14 protein-coding genes and 2 pseudogenes are annotated in these 17,905 nt (G+C 61.5%); 12 read left to right on the top strand and 4 right to left on the bottom strand.

Going from position 1 to position 17,905, the window contains the following annotated elements; translation table 11 throughout:
- Window positions 1–154: 154 nt before the first annotated feature.
- The 9 genes from LJ725_RS16410 to LJ725_RS16370 all read left to right on the top strand — a co-directional run bounded on the left by LJ725_RS16410 (window position 155) and on the right by LJ725_RS16370 (window position 11,017).
- Window positions 155–556, top strand: a complete 402-nt coding sequence (locus tag LJ725_RS16410) for a FixH family protein (protein WP_230551726.1) — start codon at window positions 155–157, stop codon at window positions 554–556.
- Entirely contained in the window at window positions 553–1,935 is a 1,383-nt protein-coding gene (locus tag LJ725_RS16405; protein ID WP_230551725.1) for an efflux RND transporter periplasmic adaptor subunit, read from the top strand. The genes LJ725_RS16410 and LJ725_RS16405 overlap by 4 nt, the downstream gene beginning before the upstream one ends.
- Window positions 1,932–5,045, top strand: coding sequence for an efflux RND transporter permease subunit (locus LJ725_RS16400; protein ID WP_230551724.1), 3,114 nt, complete (start codon window positions 1,932–1,934; stop codon window positions 5,043–5,045). Before LJ725_RS16405 ends, LJ725_RS16400 begins: the two co-directional genes overlap by 4 nt.
- A 1,072-nt stretch (window positions 5,046–6,117) precedes the next feature.
- Window positions 6,118–6,342, top strand: coding sequence for a DUF2933 domain-containing protein (locus LJ725_RS16395; protein WP_230551723.1), 225 nt, complete (start codon window positions 6,118–6,120; stop codon window positions 6,340–6,342).
- Complete coding sequence (locus LJ725_RS16390; protein WP_230552056.1) at window positions 6,299–6,607, top strand: cupredoxin domain-containing protein; 309 nt, start codon at window positions 6,299–6,301, stop codon at window positions 6,605–6,607. Before LJ725_RS16395 ends, LJ725_RS16390 begins: the two co-directional genes overlap by 44 nt.
- Complete coding sequence (locus LJ725_RS29210) at window positions 6,604–7,176, top strand: copper-binding protein (RefSeq protein WP_329958369.1); 573 nt, start codon at window positions 6,604–6,606, stop codon at window positions 7,174–7,176. Before LJ725_RS16390 ends, LJ725_RS29210 begins: the two co-directional genes overlap by 4 nt.
- Window positions 7,176–8,957: a copper resistance system multicopper oxidase gene (locus tag LJ725_RS16380; RefSeq protein ID WP_230551722.1), complete on the top strand. Its 1,782-nt coding sequence runs from the start codon at window positions 7,176–7,178 to the stop codon at window positions 8,955–8,957. The genes LJ725_RS29210 and LJ725_RS16380 overlap by 1 nt, the downstream gene beginning before the upstream one ends.
- Entirely contained in the window at window positions 8,954–9,700 is a 747-nt protein-coding gene (locus LJ725_RS16375) for a copper resistance protein B (protein WP_230551721.1), read from the top strand. The genes LJ725_RS16380 and LJ725_RS16375 overlap by 4 nt, the downstream gene beginning before the upstream one ends.
- Window positions 9,701–10,237: 537 nt before the next feature.
- Complete coding sequence (locus LJ725_RS16370; protein WP_230551720.1) at window positions 10,238–11,017, top strand: Spy/CpxP family protein refolding chaperone; 780 nt, start codon at window positions 10,238–10,240, stop codon at window positions 11,015–11,017.
- A 1,129-nt stretch (window positions 11,018–12,146) separates the two neighbouring features.
- Here the strand turns inward: LJ725_RS16370 and LJ725_RS16365 are convergent.
- From LJ725_RS16365 to LJ725_RS16355, 3 genes are all read right to left on the bottom strand, one after another.
- The gene (locus LJ725_RS16365; RefSeq protein ID WP_230551719.1) at window positions 12,147–12,803 is read right to left on the bottom strand and encodes an iron reductase; all 657 of its coding nucleotides are present in this window, start codon (window positions 12,801–12,803) and stop codon (window positions 12,147–12,149) included.
- 26 nt (window positions 12,804–12,829) lie between these two features.
- Window positions 12,830–14,695, bottom strand: coding sequence for a 2Fe-2S iron-sulfur cluster-binding protein (locus LJ725_RS16360; RefSeq protein ID WP_230551718.1), 1,866 nt, complete (start codon window positions 14,693–14,695; stop codon window positions 12,830–12,832).
- A 259-nt stretch (window positions 14,696–14,954) separates the two neighbouring features.
- Window positions 14,955–15,827, bottom strand: a complete 873-nt coding sequence (locus tag LJ725_RS16355) for a DMT family transporter (RefSeq protein ID WP_230551717.1) — start codon at window positions 15,825–15,827, stop codon at window positions 14,955–14,957.
- 466 nt (window positions 15,828–16,293) lie between these two features.
- Between LJ725_RS16355 and LJ725_RS16350 the strand changes: the two genes are divergently transcribed.
- The 3 genes and pseudogenes from LJ725_RS16350 to LJ725_RS16340 form a co-directional block, all read left to right on the top strand.
- Window positions 16,294–16,545, top strand: coding sequence for a hypothetical protein (locus LJ725_RS16350; protein ID WP_230551716.1), 252 nt, complete (start codon window positions 16,294–16,296; stop codon window positions 16,543–16,545).
- Window positions 16,546–16,683: 138 nt separating this feature from the next.
- Complete coding sequence (locus tag LJ725_RS16345; RefSeq protein WP_230551715.1) at window positions 16,684–17,574, top strand: LOG family protein; 891 nt, start codon at window positions 16,684–16,686, stop codon at window positions 17,572–17,574.
- 19 nt (window positions 17,575–17,593) lie between these two features.
- Window positions 17,594–17,773, top strand: a pseudogene (locus LJ725_RS16340) (MBL fold metallo-hydrolase); the annotation flags it as partial.
- Between the two features lie 9 nt (window positions 17,774–17,782).
- Here the strand turns inward: LJ725_RS16340 and LJ725_RS16335 are convergent.
- Window positions 17,783–17,905: pseudogene (locus tag LJ725_RS16335) on the bottom strand (IS5/IS1182 family transposase); the annotation flags it as partial.

Raw genomic sequence — 17,905 nt, 5'->3', positions numbered from 1 at the left:
ACCCGTTGGCAGGCCGGGAAGATCTCCCGGCGCCGAGACCTCCCAACTCCCACGTCTGAAGCCCGGCTTCTCGCCGGTCGTCACGCGGTGAAGACACCGCGTCTCGCTTCAGCGCCACTGCGGTGATCCGCGGCGGCGATTCCGGAGTTGCAACATGACTAGTGCTCTCAGATTGGCCGCTTTCGCGGCTCTTGCCGCCGTGCCTCTCTCGCTCATTGCGCCTGCTATGGCTGACGTGCGCGACTACGAGTTTCAGCTCGTTCACGATCAACTTCCCCACAACGAGGCGACTGAAGTGAGCGTTCGGCTGGTCAAGAAGTCGACCGGCGCGCCTGTCCCCGATGCGGTCATCTTCGCCAGTCGAATCGATATGGCGCCGGCTGGCATGCCGACCATGCGGGCGTCGCTGGCCGCGGCGCCGTCTGCGGACGCTGGCGTCTACCGCTTCTCGACCCAGCTGGAAATGGAGGGGGCTTGGCAATTATCTCTCGCCGCGAAGGTCCAGGGCGAAGAGGGCACCGTGGTAGGCCGGCTGATTCTGAAGGTGCTGCCTTGACTCGGCGATGGCGCGTTGCCCTGGCCGCTGGCGCGATCGCCATCGCCGGAGCCGGCGGATACTTCGTACGGGATCTTGGACTTCTCGAGAAATACCTCACAGGAGGGATAACGGCCTCGCCCGTTGAAGCCGTTCTCTATTATCGAGATCCCGACAACAGGCCGTTCTACTCGGCCACGCCCACGACCACGCCTGATGGTTGGCCTTACCGCGCGGTCACCGTCTCCGAAGAGCCTCGCCTTGTCGAGGTGACACAGGATCAGAAGCTACGCGAGACTTCGACCCGGCGTATTGTGCATTACCGGCATCCCATGGGTCTTCCCGATGTGTCGCCCACGCCGAAGAAGGACTCGATGGGCATGGATTACATCGCGGTCTACGAGGGCGAAGAGGATGAGTCGGGCACTGTTCGCCTTGGTCCTGCTCGAATCCAGCGCACCGGCGTGGTGACAGAAGTGGTGGCCGAGCGCGTACTGGCTCAGAAGATCCGTGCGCCGGGCACCATCCAGCTCGACGAACGCCGCATCTCCGTGATCTCCCTGCGTACCGAGGCCTTCATTGAATCGGTCGAGAACATCACGACGGGTTCGGAAGTCCGCCGGCATCAGCCGCTCATGCGTCTCTACAGCCCGGTGATCAGCGGAGCCGCCGCGGAATATGCCGCCGTCGCAGCCGGAGGCCGCGAAGCGGGGAGGGGGTCGCGCCAGAAGCTCGCCAATATGCTCGTGCCGGAAGATGTGATCGCGGAGATAGAAAGCTCGAGGCGTGTACCGCTTTCCCTGGCATGGACGGCGCCCCGCGATGGCGTCGTCCTCGAACGCAACGTGGTCGAGGGGATGCGCATCAATCCTGGAGACGTTCTCTTCCGGATCGCCGATCACTCCATCGTCTGGGCGCTGGTCGATGTGCCGGAGTCGCAGCTCGCGCGGTTGGCCCCGGGACAGCGTGCCAGCGTCCAGGCGCGGGCCTTCCCGGGGCGCGCGTTCGCAGGGACGGTCGACGTCGTCTATCCCAAACTCGACGCCGCTACGCGGAGCGCCCGGGTGCGAGTTGAGCTCCCCAACCCGGGCTTCGCTCTACGACCCGACATGTACATCCTCGCCGAGATCGATACCGGCGACGGCAGGCCGCGCGCCTCGGTTCCGGAGAGCGCCGTCATCGACAGCGGCGATCGTCAGCTGGTCGTCCTTGACAGAGGCGAGGGAAGGTTCGAACAGCGAACTGTCCGTACGGGCGTTCGCAGCGGGACCTACGTCGAGGTGCTTGAGGGCGTTGTGCCCGGCGATCTGGTTGTGACATCCGCCAATTTCCTGATTGACGCCGAAAGCAACCTCAAAGCGGCCCTGAAGGCCCTCGTCAAAGACGAACTCGCGCCATGATCGCCCGGCTCATTGCGGCCTCGGCCCGCAACCTCGTCCTGGTGCTGGTCGCCGCGGCGTTCGCCGTGGCGACAGGCGCCTATGCGGTCACCCGCATGCCCCTCGATGCCATTCCCGATCTCTCGGACACGCAGGTCATCGTCTACACCGAGTATGGTGGCCAGGCCCCACAGGTCGTCGAGGACCAGGTCACCTTCCCGCTAACCAGCGCCATGCTGAACGTGCCGCGGGCGCGGGTGGTGCGAGGCTTCTCCTACTTCGGCGTGAGCTTCGTTTACGTCATCTTCGAGGACGGCACCGACATCTACTGGGCCCGCTCGCGGGTGCTCGAATACCTGAACGGCGCTTCGCGTCGCTTGCCGGCGGGCGTGACGCCGGTGCTGGGTCCCGACGCTACAGGGGTCGGTTGGGTCTACCAGTACGCTGTCGTCGCCGCTCAGCGCTCGCTGGCCGAGCTTCGTTCGCTGCAGGACTGGTCGCTGCGCTTTGGCCTCGCCCGCGCCGAGGGTGTCGCGGAAGTGGCAGGCGTGGGCGGCTTCGTGAAGCAATACCATGTCGTGGTTGACCCTCATCGCCTGCGCAGTCTCGGCCTCAGCCTCGCCGCCGTGAGGGACGCTGTCCGGGCGAGCAACATTGATGTCGGCGGCCGAACGGTCGAGCTGTCGGAGTTCGAGTTCGTCGTCCGCGGCCGCGGTTATCTGAAGGGCGTTCTGGATCTCCGCGCGGTCGCGCTGAAGAGTGTCAACGGTACGCCGGTCCTGCTCGCCGACGTGGCGCGCGTCGAGATCGGCCCTGACGAACGGCGCGGGATTGCGGAGCTGAATGGCGACGGCGAGGTCGCGAGCGGCATCGTGTTGCAGCGCTACGGTGCGAACGCGCTCAATGTCATCGACCAGGTGAAGGCTCGCCTCGCTGAGATGAAGGCAGGGTTGCCGGAAGGGGTCTCCATTGTCCCGGTATACGACAGGTCGCGGCTGATCCTTTCGGCGATCGGCACGCTGCGTGCCACGCTGATCGAGGAGGGCCTTATCGTAGCCCTCGTTTGCTTTGTCTTCCTTCTCCATGTCCGAAGCGCCCTCGTGGCCATTCTCATGCTGCCGGTCGGCGTGCTTTTGGCCTTCGTCGCAATGCGCCTGCTGGGGATCGGCTCCAACATCATGAGCCTCGGCGGCATAGCGATCGCCATCGGCGCCATGGTCGACGCGGCCATCGTCATGATCGAGAACGCCCACAAGCACTTGGAGCGCAGCCCGGCCAGCAAGCCCCGCGCCGAGGTCCTGGTCGAAGCGGCTTCCGAGGTCGGCCCCGCCCTGTTCTTCAGCCTTCTCATAATCACGGTGAGTTTCCTTCCCATCTTTGCGCTGGAGGCTCAGGAAGGGCGACTGTTCGGCCCTCTTGCCTTCACCAAGACCTTCGCCATGGGCGCTGCGGCACTTCTGTCGGTGACCCTGGTGCCTGCGCTGATGGTTCTCTTCGTTCGCGGGCGGATCGTTCCCGAACATCGGAACCCGGTGAACCGATTTCTCATATGGGTCTATCGTCCTGTCATCCGGGCCGTTCTGCGCGCCAAGCTGCCGACGATTGCGCTCGCCTTGATCATGGTGGCAGTCACCCTCTGGCCGGCTCGGCAGCTCGGAACCGAGTTCATGCCGGCGCTCGACGAAGGGACGTTGCTCTACATGCCGACCACCTTGCCGGGGCTTTCCGTAACGAAGGCAGCCGAGCTACTGCAGACGCAAGATCGGATCATCAAGTCGTTCCCCGAGGTTGACTCGGTCTATGGCAAGGCCGGCCGCGCACAGACTGCGACAGATCCGGCGCCGACCGAAATGTTCGAGACCATCATAAACCTGAAGCCCAGGAGCGAGTGGCGTCCCGGTCTTACGATGGAAGGTCTGATGGCCAAGATGGATCGGTCCTTGCAGTTTCCGGGGGTCTCGAACGCCTGGACGATGCCGATCAAGGCCCGGACGGACATGCTTTCGACCGGTATCAGGACGCCAGTCGGCGTGAAGGTCTTGGGCACCGATCTTCGGGAGATCGAACGGCTGTCGCGGGAGGTCGAGCAGGTCCTGCGCAACGTTCCGGGAACGTCGAGCGCCTATGCTGAGCGCATCATGGGCGGCTACTACCTCGAGATCGCACCGGATCGCGCCGAGATGGCACGGCACGGCCTGATGCTGGGTGATGTTCAGGAGGTGATCGCGACAGCCCTCGGCGCCGAGACGATAACGACGATGATCGAGGGACGGGAACGCTATGGCGTGACCATGCGCTACCCCCGCGACCTTCGCGACAGCCCTCGGGCGATCGCGCAGGACGTGCTGGTCTCCTTGCCCGGCGGGGCGACCGTCCCGCTCGGCGAGGTGGCGAAGGTCGAGCTTAGCCGCGGTCCCACGACCATCCGGACGGAAAACGGACAGCTTGCCGGCTACGTCTTCGTCGATATCCGCGACATCGACCTCGGGAGCTATGTTGCTGCCGCCCGCAAGGCAGTTGCCGCCGGGGTCGTGTTCCCGCCCGGCTACTACGTGACCTGGAGCGGCCAGTTCGAGTACCTCGAGCGCGCCGAAGCCAGGCTGGCGGTCGTGGTGCCTGTCACCCTCCTGATCATCTTCCTGCTGCTGTACCTCAACTTCCGGCGCCTCACCGAGACGCTGATCGTCATGCTCTCGCTTCCGTTCGCCCTGATCGGCGGCGTCTGGCTCGTCTGGGCCATGTCCTTCAACCTCTCGGTCGCGGTCGCCGTCGGCTTTATCGCACTCGCCGGCGTTGCCGCGGAAACGGGAGTGGTCATGTTGATCTACCTCGATCACGCGCTCGCTGATGTCCGCGCTCGATGCGCGAACGCAAATGTGCTGTTCACGCGCGAGCATCTTCACGAGGCGATCATGACCGGAGCGGTGGATCGCGTACGCCCTAAGATGATGACGGTCGTGGCGATCATGGCTGGGCTGCTGCCCATCGTGTGGAGCACCGGTACGGGTTCGGAGGTCATGAACCGCATTGCCGTGCCCATGGTCGGCGGAATGATTTCGTCTACCGTCCTTACCCTGCTGGTAATCCCGGCTCTCTATGCTCTGATTAAGGGGCGATCATTGCAGAACTAGACTAGCAGGCTGTCGAAGAAGTTGCGATGGATGGTCTATCGTCGCCCTTGTCGGTGCAGAATTCGCCTTCCGGGGAACGATCGGACGTTCTAAAGGAAAGCCCTTTGATTCCGCGACATCAATGTGGCGAATCTATCAAGAGCTATCGACTGCTGAGAATATATAGCTGGTGCTGCTTATCTGGCGAGTTTCAGAAGTTTTTCACCGAAAGCCAATTCAAAATGGCTTAAGGAAATTTCCTTAAGCCATCCTGAGCAACTTAGCGCCCGCTGTACTATTCGCTAGGTTTATTAATCCGGGAGTTAGGTCTTGGTTGCTGGGGGATGCAAGCTTCCGTGGGGACCAATGCGGCATTGCGAACCAGTCGCGCTGGCATCGTCTATGATGCCATCAGTCCCTACAGTGAAGATAATCATACATCTTTGAGCCTGAAAGATGACCTGTGATTTTGGGCCCGTAACAGCCTGATTTGTAATCAGGTAGCCAAGCGCATGACCTCCATCGGCCATAGCGTCGTCATGGTGCGGCTTGCCCCAGGATTGAATGAGATGCTGGGAGCTGTGTCCCACCCAGTCTTTCACGTTCAAATCCTGAACACGCCCGGACGACATGGGCCCACACCCTCCGGCGAGTGCAACAGCCAAGAGCGCGGCGGTAGACCGAAGCTTCATTTTGGTTCTCCCCAGTGGTTCAGCTACAAACAGCCACTAAGCACATTGCGTGCCAAACCAGCGCGTGCTGTGGCTCTCAGCCGAACAACTGTAGTCGGACAATCTCCCGAGGTGCTTTGATCCACGTCAACGGCCCGCCCATTCTGTTACTTGCATTAATGGCGCTGGTCCCTTCTCTTGGAATTCTCTTCGTTGCGATCTATCGCCTAGTGAATGCCTCAAGGCAGCGCAAACCAATTGGTGATGCTCACTCGCACAAGCGCATCATGTTCCGGCACTGATGGACTTTAAGTATTCGTTTGTCGAGCCGGGATCGCGAGCTCTTGATCCAGGTCAATGCCGCCTCAGGCTCGTCGCGCTACAAACCTCTATACAATTCAATCTGAGGAGGGAGGGGCGGTATGCTCGGAGATCGATTTCGGTTGCATCGCACTCCCTTGGGGTGGGGGGTGTCGCTTGTGGCGGCCGGCATAGGTGCATACCTTTTGATTCAGCACACAGGACACGTGCTGAGTGCGATACCATTCCTGATCCTGTTGGCCTGTCCGCTCATGCATTTGCTCGGTCACGGTAGACACCATCATGCGCCGCAGGAAGGCGACTCGAACAAAAGAGATCTTACTTAGAAAATTTTACACCATGCAGCCCGATTGCGTGGCCAAAGCAAGTGCGTGGCAAGATAGAGGTGCAAAAGAAGCCGGGCGGCAGCACTCCCATTCCGGGCCGATGATGAACCACGTCAGCAGCATCACTGTCGCTCCCGGAAAGACCGCCATCTTCGTCTGGACCTGCGAGGGCACCACCAACCTGGAGTTCGCTTGTGACATTCCGGGCCATTGCGAAGAAGCACGCGCGGCCCGGTCACTTCTGTTCGATAGGAGAAGCATATGACGTTCAATCTGCAACTGCTCCGCGTCGCTCTCCGCATGCAGCCCGGGATTGCCGCGTTCCTCGTGCTCTCGGCCTGTGTCACCTCGGATGCCCGCACGGTCACCTCGGCGGCTCCTGTCGAGGCGGCAGCGGCTGCGGATCTCGGCGGTTCGGGAAGAGTGTCAGGCACCAGCGGAATGGCTGGCGAAGGCGAAGGCTACGCCACGGCACAACCTGCCAAGGCACCCGTACTTGCGCTGAACAGTTCGATGCCGGTGGCCACGGGCGCGATGGACAACGGCCAGATGGATCATTCGGCTCATGGTCGCCAGCAAATGGCGCAGGCGACGCCGGCCGCCGTCCAGGGTCGTGGGGTGGTGAAGTCCATCGACAGTGCCAGGCGCAAGGTGAACATCAGCCACGAAGCCATTCCTGCGATTGGGTGGCCTCCGATGACGATGGACTTCGACGTGGCGCAGTCGGTGAACCTCGGCGCCCTTAAGCCCGAGATGGACATCGACTTCACGATGCGGCAGGGCGGCAGCGGCATGTACGTAATCCAGACCATTATCTCGCATGGAAGGCACTGATGGTCACCCGTAGACAATTCGTCCAGGGACTTACGGCCTCGGCCGCGCTGGCAGGGATGCCGCTGGGCGCCGCCTTGGCGGGAGGTGCCCCGCAGGTGCTCACCGGCACCGACTTCAAGCTCGAACTCGCCCCCATGCCGGTCAACATCACGGGTCGGCCGCGCACGGCTACCGCCATCAACGGCACGATCCCAGGTCCGATTCTGCGTTGGCGCGAGGGTGACACAGTGACATTGGCGGTTACCAACCGGTTGCCCTTCACAAGTTCCATCCACTGGCACGGCATTCGCCTGCCGACCGGCATGGACGGCGTGCCCGGCCTCAGCTTCAAGGGCATCGCGGCCGGCGAGACGTTCACCTATCGCTTCCGCGTGCCCCAGTCTGGCACCTACTGGTACCACGCGCATGGTCCCGAGGAGCAAACGGGCGTGTACGGATCCATCGTGATCGATCCCAAAGGCGGCTTTGCCCAACGGTTCGACCGCGATTACGTGGTCGTTCTCTCCGACTGGAGCGACGAGACTCCGACCCAGATCATCAGTAACCTCAAATTCCAGAGCGACTACTACAACTACGGGCGCCGCACCGTCGGTACGTTCGTAGACGATACCAAGCGGGAAGGGCTGGGCCCGACGGTCTCAGACCGCCTGTTGTGGGGCAACATGCGCATGGCGCCCACTGACATCCTCGACGTCACGGGCGCCACCTACACTTACCTTTTGAATGGAGCGCCTCCTGCCGCGAACTGGACGGCCCTGTTCAAACCCGGTGAGCGGGTACGGCTGCGCTTCATCGATGCCGGTACGATGAGCATCTTCGATATTCGCATCCCGGGTCTGCCGATGACGGTGATCCAGACCGACGGAAACGACATCATCCCGGTCACGGCCGACGAGTTCCGCATCGGCCCGGGCGAAACCTACGATGTCATCGTGGAACCGCGCGACGCTCGTGCCTACACGATCTTCGTGCAGTCGCAAGACCGGAGCGGCTTCGCCCGCGGAACGCTGGCGCCACGGGCCGGGATGGCCGCGGAGATCCCGCCGATGGACCCGCGGCCGCTGCGCACGATGGCGGACATGGGCATGCAACATGGTCCCGGAGGGCATGGCTCGGCATCGACGTCGGCAACTGGTAACGACCCGCACGCCGGTAATGGCGGCGCGGCGCAGTCGGCGCCGGACCCTCATGCAGGCCACGCTATGCCCGGATCTGGCCCGGCCGCAATGACAGGCTCGATCGCCGTGGTCGGCATGACACCCGAGCAGGCAGCTGCCCGGCTGAGCGGCAACGTCGCCGTCGACAACATCGCGATGGCGCCGATGAACCGGCTTGGAGAAGCCGGGGGTGGCCTGGATGGCAATGGACGCCGTGTGCTCAGATACACGGACCTGCGCCGTCCCATACCGGCGAACGACCCTAGGCCGCCGACCAAGGAGATCATTGTCCACCTGACCGGCAATATGGAGCGGTTCATGTGGAGTATCGATGGCATCAAGTTCTCACAGGCGGCGCCGATCGTCCTTCAGCGCAACGAGCGCGTCCGCTTCACAATCATCAACGACACCATGATGGATCACCCCATGCACCTGCATGGGGTCTGGAGTGAACTTGAAAACGGGCAGGGCGAGCACCGGCCGTATAAGCACACCATTCTCGTGAAGCCCGGAGAACGGCTGAGCTACCTCGTTACCGCCGATGAGCCCGGCCGGTGGGCGTTTCACTGTCACCTGCTGTACCACATGGAGCTCGGCATGATGCGGGAGGTCCGGATCCTATGAAAACCCACGCTCTCGCCCTTGGGACAATGCTCGCCGTGGCGGGCCTGTCGACTCCAGCCGGCGCGCAGGCGTCAGCCACGCAACCCGCCGCGCATGATAAGCCGCACTTGCTCGATCAGTCCGTCTACTTCCACGGGATCTTCAACCAGCTGGAAGGGCGGTTCGGAGAGACCAGCAGCTTCCGTTGGAGCGGTGAGTCCTGGGTGGGCACAGACGAGAACAAAATCTGGCTACGTACCGAAGGCCGCGTGGAGGGCGGTCAGGTCGACGATGGCATCCAGGAGTTGTTCTACGCCCGGTCAATCAGCACCTACTTCAATGCCCTCGTAGGCGCGCGCTACGACCTTGACTCCCAGCCGGGACGTGGCTGGGGTGCCATCGGTATCGAGGGATTGGCGCCGCAGTTCTTCCGGGTTGGCGTTACAGGGTATGTCAGCGGAGATGGCCATCTCGGTGCCAAGCTGGAGGGAAGCTACGACTTCCTGTTTACCCAGCGACTCATATTGCAGCCCCAGTTCGAGATGAACTTCTACACCAAGGACGATCCAACGCGAGGGATCGGGGCGGGGCTCTCTGAACTCGATGTCGGTTTGCGGCTCCGCTACGAAATCACGCGCCAGTTCGCCCCTTACATCGGTGTCACCTACCTCGGCAAGTTCGGGAATACCGCCAATTATGTTCTGCAGTCCGGTGGGAACCCGAACGAGGTTCGATTTGTGACGGGCGTCCGAGCATGGTTCTAGAGAGCCCCGTCATGGTTCGAGCGAAACCCTCTCAGCTCAGGAGACAGAACCTGAGCTGGGCAAAGACCTTCCTGGTAGTGGGTTTTACCCGACAGCAAGTCGGTGACCAGGTAAAGTGGCCGACCTCAAGCCCGTCGAGACAGGACGTACGCTCCTCGCTAAAGAGTCCGCTTCCTACCATGGCGCCAATCGAAGGTCAGCTCAACTGGCGCTTCCGAAGGGCCAACGGCCGGATGCCAGTCCCCTCCGGTGCTGTTCAGCATCACGAGGTACGGGCTGGCAGCAGGCCCGAGCGGTTACGTGACCGACAAACCGGCGTTCGCCGACCCGCTAAGCGATCACGAGACCGCCGCGATCTCTGTCTACATCAAAAGCACTTGGCCGAAGGACAACCAGGCACGCCAGATGGAGGCATCGAATCGAAGGCACTCCGCGACCCGTCCCGACCCTTCGAAGGGTCGCGAAGTTCAGAGAACGGCCATATTCGGGCATTGATCGGTTGTTACAGCGTCAAATGCTTAACTAGGGAGACTATCGATGACTAAGTTGACCCATTTGTTGCTCGGTACGACGACGATTGGCGTGATGCTCTGGGGCATCTCGTCCGTTGGGGCGCAATCGCTTGATGACATTCAGCTCGCCCAGATGATGCATGGAGACAAGATGCAGTCCCAGGGCGCGCCTGCACAGGCGCCGGGCGTCCCTGCGCAGACGATGCCGGGCATGCCGATGCCGGGAACGCAGGGCCAAGGAATGCAAGGTCAGGGGATGGGCGACCACGGCATGAAGCCGCCGCAGTCGTCCATGCCCGGAATGCAGGGTTCGGTCGGCCAAGGACAATCGGGCGGCATGGGTTCCGGGGGTATGCAGATGATGGGATGCGGCATGATGGGCAGTGGATCCAATGCCGGGATGCCGGGCCAAGCTGGCGGCATGATGAACATGCAAGGCGGGTCGCCCATGATGCAGATGATGCGAGTGCGGAGCGGGGACATGCCCACGGACCGGATCGAGGGGCGCATCGCCTATCTTCACGCCGAACTTCGCATTACTGAGGCTCAGATGGCGGCGTGGAAGGAGGTTGCGGCCGCTTTGCGCGCCAATGCGAAGCGCCTGACGGAGGCGAAGCCCGACGAGGGCCAAAGGGCCAATGCATCGATGCTGGAACGCGCCGATGCGCAGGAGCGCCTGCTGGTGGTAAGGCTGGAAACCATTCGCGCGCTCAAGATTGCCACGGCGAAGCTCTACCCGATGCTTGATGAAGCGCAAAAGAGGAGCGCGGAGGAGCTGATGGCACCCTATCTCGGTATAAGCTAGCGGTTAGTACCCGGGAAAGTCCCGACATTTCGTTAGGGCGCATGGCGACCGCACTACAGACGGCCGCCATGCATCTATCGCTTGGACGAAAGCTGGAACATCTTCCGCATGCACTGGAACATCTTCCGCGTGCATTTCTATTTGAAGGGCTATAGCACCTTGAAGTTCGGCGGCTTGCTTCGCCAGACTCGACATTGCGGGCAGAGGCGACAGCGTTTCAACTTTCTCGTTCACCGAATCGGTGCTCGTCGGACTGGGCCGCTTCGCTCGTGTCTTCCGCAGTCCAATGCTCTGTCCCAAGGCCCGCACGGGCCACAGCCTTTTCGTGGGCCTATGCCGTCCGCACGCGCCTATGCACCCGCCGGTAACTAAGAACTAGGCGGCGGGTCTGCAACTTAGTGGTGCTTGTACCAGCCAACGCCCCGAATATCGTTCCAGGCATCGGTCTGGTGGCATAGATAGCACTGCTCTACACGAGCATGCTCTTGTCTAGCTACGCGCGTCGAGACCATGTGAAAGTGGCCCCTGTAGTGGCTTGGCGGCGCTTGGTGACATTGCGCGCAGTCCGTGGAGGCAGGAGACGGGTGTTTGAAGCCGGCGACCTTCCACGTTGTGTCGAGATGGCAGGCCGCGCACTCGCGCCCGAAGAAGTCACGATGCGGGCTGCGGTTGCTGTGGCAGGCGAAGCAATCGAGACTGGCCCTTCGGCTCTCGTCCGTCTCACCGTACGCTAGCCATTGGACGGATGAAAGCCCGCGGTTGGCTCGTGCGATGTTGATAAGGGCTTGATGGTTCATACGTGTGGGGCGTGCTTCACCTTCGTGCTCTATGTGACAGGCCGAGCAGGACTGGATATCGGCGTGAAAAGACGTCGATTCTCGGGCAAGAGCCGCAGCGTTGGTGGCATGGCATGAGATGCATGCGGTCGCCTCGACGCCCCGTGTCGGTGAGTGGCACGCTTCGCAATTTTGGGAAAGAAAGGAGTGCCTGGACGAAAGCTCGCCTGGCTTCACGAGCGTCGTCCACCCCGAAATCGCGGAAGAGCCCTGCCGATAAACCGTACCCAAGGTCAGGGCCACTCCGGCCGTCGACGCGGCAATCAGCAACAGATACCCGAGCGCCCTCCAGTTCATGTGAGCCACCGCAGGCCGTAATAGATACCGCTGCCGATGTGCAGGACTAGAAGCGCGTAGAGAAGGATCGACGACACGATATGAATGCCGTTCCAACGCGAGGCGATCCGCTTCGCAGCGTCACGGGCCACGATAGAATATTCGACATCTGCGATCGCTTCGATCAGTTCCAAGGCCGGGACATCGCTCGCTGGTTCAGACGCCCTCGATTGCCTTCCTAGGCGATGAGCAAGCCGGTCGTAGGCGGAGCGAAGCGTTCCGAGCAATGCCTGTTGCCCGCGAAGACTGCCCCCGAGATACCCTAGGTAATAGCGACCAATGAAGCCCGTGATGATGACCACGAGAATATTGAGCACCAAGGCGATGCCGAGCACGCTCTGGTACTTGTGGCCCGAGTGGAGGATGGCAAGGATCGCAGCTGCCAGACCCCCATAGATGTGAAGGGCCAGCAGGCGGCCGAGAGAAATCGTCGAAGTGATCTTTGCCTTCATCCAGCCGATGTGCTTCACGGCGGGGTACAAGAGGACGACCACCATGAGCACGGCCGCGGCGATGCCAAGCACGCCGCCGGAGAGGCTGCCGGCAAAGCGGGGCGATACATGGAGGAGATACCCAGGCGCCAGAAGCATGAGCGCTGTCGCCAGCGCCAACACGGCAAGCTTTTCCCTATCGCCCATTGTCAGGCGTCGACCGTAACGTCGCCCAGCGAGCGGGCTTGGCACGCGAGAATGAGTCCGGCAGCGTTGTCTTCATCGCTCAGGGCGTCCTGTACCTCCATCGATACTGCGCCTGCCAGCAGCTTTGTTTTGCAAATGCCGCACGTCCCACCACGGCAGGAATAATCGATCGGCACTCCGATCGACTCAGCGACCTCAAGAACTGTTTTCTCCGGCGACAAGGGGGCAGACTTGCCAGACCTGGCGAAAGAAATGGTCGCTGTCGCTGGGCCCGCGACACCGCCCGGCGGAGAAGTGGCTGCAGCGCCAGAATCGCCCTCATCGGTCGACTGGATCAGAGATGCGACGGCGGCCGGCGGCTCGGGTGCCGGTGTCGGTCTCGGCGGAGGTGCCAATCCGACCGCCGGACCAAAAGCTTCAGTCTTTATCTGCGCGGCCGGGACACCAAGCTCAGCCAAGACGCGGCGCATGGCGTCCATCATCGTCGGTGGACCGCAAAGATGAACGCGGCGCTTCTCGATCGCGGGGACGGCATGCGCGATCGACTCCTTCGTGATCTGGCCTTCCAGGCCCATCCAGGCGCTGCCCTCCGATCGGGCGGCAACGGCTGCCACCACATGCAGGCGCGGGTACCGCCGCTGTAGGTATTCCAGCTCTTCACGAAAGATCAGTTCATCGGTGTTTCGAGCCGCGAAGACTAGGAAGATGTCGCCTGGCCACGACGTGTCCGTGAGGTAGCGGATCACGCACATCATCGGGGTTATGCCGACGCCGCCCGCTATGAGGACGATACTGTCGGCCCCACCACCATCGAAAACGAAGACGCCGGAGGGGCCACGCACATCCAGCAGGGTACCGACGGTGACACTGTCGTGGAGGTGCCTGGACATCTCGCCATCGTCCTCGCGCTTGACCGTCACTTCCACGTAAGCGGTGCGGGTGGGGGGCGATGCGATCGTATACGACCGCCGCACGACCCGATCTCCAACGTTGCAGGACAGCGTCAGGAACTGACCTGGCTGGAAGGCGAAGGGCAGTAGGCCACCGTTCGGCTCGACCAGCCGAAACGTCTTTACGTGAGGTGTCTCTCGCACGATGGAGGCCACCCGCATCGAACCGGCCCACGGCGTGCCGGGGCGTGCTCGTGGTTGCACGAGCGGGGCATTGACTGAGTCGGCCGATCTCGGCGGCAGAATTGCCAAGCTTGGAACGCCGTGGCTGGACGGTGTCTTTGGGGGGGCGGACGGCGCCTGCAACAGGCGGTTGACTAGGGCAGCCGCCCTCCGGTGCCGACCGATGCCCAGCACCAGCATAGTCAGCGCAAAGGTCGCTACGACGGCCATCGAAATTACGTGGAACCCAGATAGGCCAAACGGTCCCGGTCGTTCCTCGGCATTGCCGGGGCTAACGACGTTCATTTGCTCGCGAAACCACGTCAATGCGATCTGACGAGGGGGCCTCGCTTCGGCAAGCGCTCTCAAGGCGGCCGTGCCGCTTTGCAGCTCCCCCACTGCGATGCGCTCCCGGGCCGCAGCGACCGCCATGGCTGCCGTGTCATTGTCCCGAATTGCGCGTTGGTATTCCTCCTGTGCCTTCGACATCGCCTTCGTGGCGTGGTCAATACGGCTATGGGCTTCGGCCTCGATTTTGGCCAGCACCGCCGGCGTCATCGCCGGCAGCTCCATGAGTTGCGGATACAATTGCTTTCGGGGCATCCCCATCATGCAACCCGACATGCCCGAGTCGCCACTTGCACAGTTCGAGGGTTGGGCGCCCGGCGTTGTTGGCAGCTCGCCCTGAAGGGGCGACGACGGCGCCTGCGAGGCGTCCGGATGATGTCCGGCGTGGGGATCCGGCACTTGCGCCATCGCAGCATTGATCGCACCGGCAGCGACCAGACTAAAAAGTACATGGCTTAGCGCGCGCAATCCCCCCCGGGGGTGTCGATGAAATGCTTGTCTCGTTCCTTCCCCAGTCACTCGTTTCCTCCGGAGACACGGAAGAGCTGGCCGTAGGGCGCCACTTTCACTGCATATACGGGTGCGGGGTATAATACAAGCTTTGCTAAAGGGGCAGGGGTGGTCGAGATCGGCGCGAGCCGCCAAGCAACGTGCCCATGGGGAACATTCATTTAGTATAACGTGATCGTGGCCCGTGCTCGACAAAGACAACACCGACTGTCGTCAGGACCAGGCCCGCAGCTGTTGCGAATGAAATCGATTCGCTGAAAAACATGACTCCGAGGACAACAGCGATGAACGGACTCAGAAAGGTGAATGCGTTGGCCTGGCTGAGCGGCACCGTTTCGAGAATGCTGAACCATAGGCTCCGCGCAAGTGCGCTGCCGAGGAGTGCCAAGCCAAGCAAGGCGGCAACGAACTTGGGCGTCCAATCGATAGCTGTCGAGTGCCCTTCAATCGCAGTAGCAATTCCCAGAGGAATTGAACCGATCAACAACTGGGCCGCAGTGCCAACCAACGGGTCGACTTTGGCGCCCAATGACTTCGTGAGAATGTTGCCAGCGGCAACCCCAAGCGTGGCAACCGCAAGATACACCAGCCCCGCGGCAAAGGCGATCGTCCCGCCGGCACTCAGTTGGGGAATGCTTACGACGACGACTCCTGAAAACGCCACGACTAGTCCGAAGAGTTGCAATGGCGCCAATCGTTCCCGAAGGAAGAAGAAGGCCAATATGGCTGCGACGAAAGGCTGCGTGTGGCTTATGATCGTTGCCATGCCTGGGGCCACGAACTCGGAGGCATGGAACATTCCGGCAAAGCCGAGGCTGGTAGTGCCAAGGCCAATGCCGCCTAGCCGAAGCCACACCCCAGCGCCACGTGGTATGGGCCGCTTCAAGACGAGTACCAGTAGCCCTAATGCGCAGCCGGCAATGAGCGCCCGCAAGAACGCAAACGTAAGGTGGGGCGCGCTCTGCAGTCCCAAGGTAATGAGCGGATAGCACAGCGCATCAAGAAAGACGAATAGAACGAGCGCGGCCAAGTATTGCGGGCTGCCGCCTTTTGCCGAGCTGGGACCAGCGGTGGAGAAACAACCAGCGAGGAATCTTACCATTCCGAGTATGCACCCATCATATCGGGGCCGCCGTGCTCGCAAACGCTATGAGGTGCCGTCGCTGCTTGGGCGCCATCCCGGTTGGCTGGTTAGACTGTAGGTCTACGGCCTCGTCGCGGCTGTGCCGAAGACACAGCAAAATGTACCAGCCAGGAGAGGTATCTCCAATTCAAACTGTGGAAGCCCACTACGAAGCTTTCGTCCACGGCAGCTCACGTACGGCATGCAGCGAGAGACCTGAGGAAAATTGAAGCCGGAATGAGCTAAGGCGTCGATCGGCATCTATCTCTCTGAATGTTGTCGGGATTGATCTACATCAAGAGGTACGCATACCCTGTAGTGGTATAGGCTTAAAGCCGTATGAAGCGGCATTAATGATCGAACGGAGGACAAAATGACTATCAGCAGGTCTGCATTTTTACGCTTCTTCACAGCTGGTGCATTTGCTGCTTATGCCGCTGCGGCTTCTGCTCAGACGACGAACGATTCCAATAAGTCCCAGCACATTGGTGGTGGAACTCAGCCGGGTCCGGGCACGCACGGCCACTCCTCGTCGCCCAAAGCGGGTGAGACGAAGGAAATCCAGCAGCAGCAACACAACATGCCCGCCACCCCGCCGCACTCCAGCAGTCCCCCGAAGAAGTAGTGACTGGCGGAGCCGAATTGCTGTGCGTTAATACGCAAGGCTGAGCGGCTCTCGTTGTGGAGCGGGGGGGGGGTGGCGTCCCCCCCCCCCCCCCCCCCCCGCTCTACTTGTTGGACAGCCCCCTAGAGGAGGCTCGAGTTGGAAACCAATAACCAGCCTCAGCGCCAGTCGCGCAGTTTCTTGCTGGCGGTCGAGGATCAGGACTTCCTGCTTTCCGACGAGATGAGATCGCTCCGTTTTGGAATGGAGTATGCCAAGGCGGAACTAGCGTTGCGGAAAGCTTGCATTTGTTCGACAGTCGTAGTCTTCGGCAGTGCCCGAGCGAGATCTCCAGAGGAGATCGAACTCCTCGTGTCGGCAGGCAAGCTGACCGGGAAGCACGGGGACGCGCAAGCCATTACTCGATACGCTGCTTTCTACGAGACGGCGCGGGAATTTGGCAGAATTGTATCTCTGCACGGTGGCGCCCTCAATGCGCCGAAGGGCTGCGGTGAGAACGTCATCGCGACAGGAGGCGGTCCGGGCATAATGGAGGCCGCCAATCGGGGTGCCGCGGAGGCAGGGGCCCCAAGCATAGGGTTCAATATCACGTTGCCGGGGGAACAACAGCCCAACGCCTATTCGACACCTGCACTGACGTTTCGCTTTCGTTACTTCGCGATGCGCAAGATGCACTTGGCCATGCGAGCGAATGCACTGGCGGTTTTCCCAGGCGGATTCGGCACGCTGGACGAACTTTTCGAAATCCTGACCCTGTTGCAAACCAAGAAGGCGCCCCCTTTGCCGGTTGTGCTGTTTGGCCGGGATTACTGGCGCAAGGTGGTGAACTTCGAGGCGCTGGCTGAGGAAGGCATGGTGGCGCCAGCCGACTTGGAGCTCTTTAGCCTAGTGGACGAGCCTATGGAGGCTTGGGAAGCGCTATGCCGTCATGGCCTGACCGCTCACCCGGCGAGCGCCAGGCGAAGCAGTCATATTTGCTGCGACGCGCACTCGCACGATGCGGAAGCCGCTGGCCCGGGCGACGATTAACTCAACAGGAAGGTAGCGCATGGAGTTGAGCTTCTTCGGTGCAACGCAAACTGTCACCGGATCCAAAGCACTCTTGCAAACCCAAGGCGGCCGGCTTTTGGTTGACTGCGGCCTCTTCCAAGGCGGGAAGGAACTCAAGGATAGAAATCGATCGCGCCTGCCGTTCGATCCAGCTTCGATCGATGCGGTGCTGTTGACGCATGCCCATCTAGGCTGCGGACTCATAATGCCTGAGCCAAAGCCTAACGGCAGCGAGCTTTGCCATGGCAAGGTAGTTCAAGGCGATGCGGTCGAAGCGTGTGCAGATGTGCCTGAACTGCTTGAGTTTTCC

Source organism: Reyranella aquatilis (assembly GCF_020880995.1).
Taxonomy (GTDB): Bacteria; Pseudomonadota; Alphaproteobacteria; order Reyranellales; family Reyranellaceae; genus Reyranella; species Reyranella aquatilis.
Note: the sequence above shows the minus strand (reverse complement) of the source record. Positions and strands in the feature narration are given on the sequence as shown.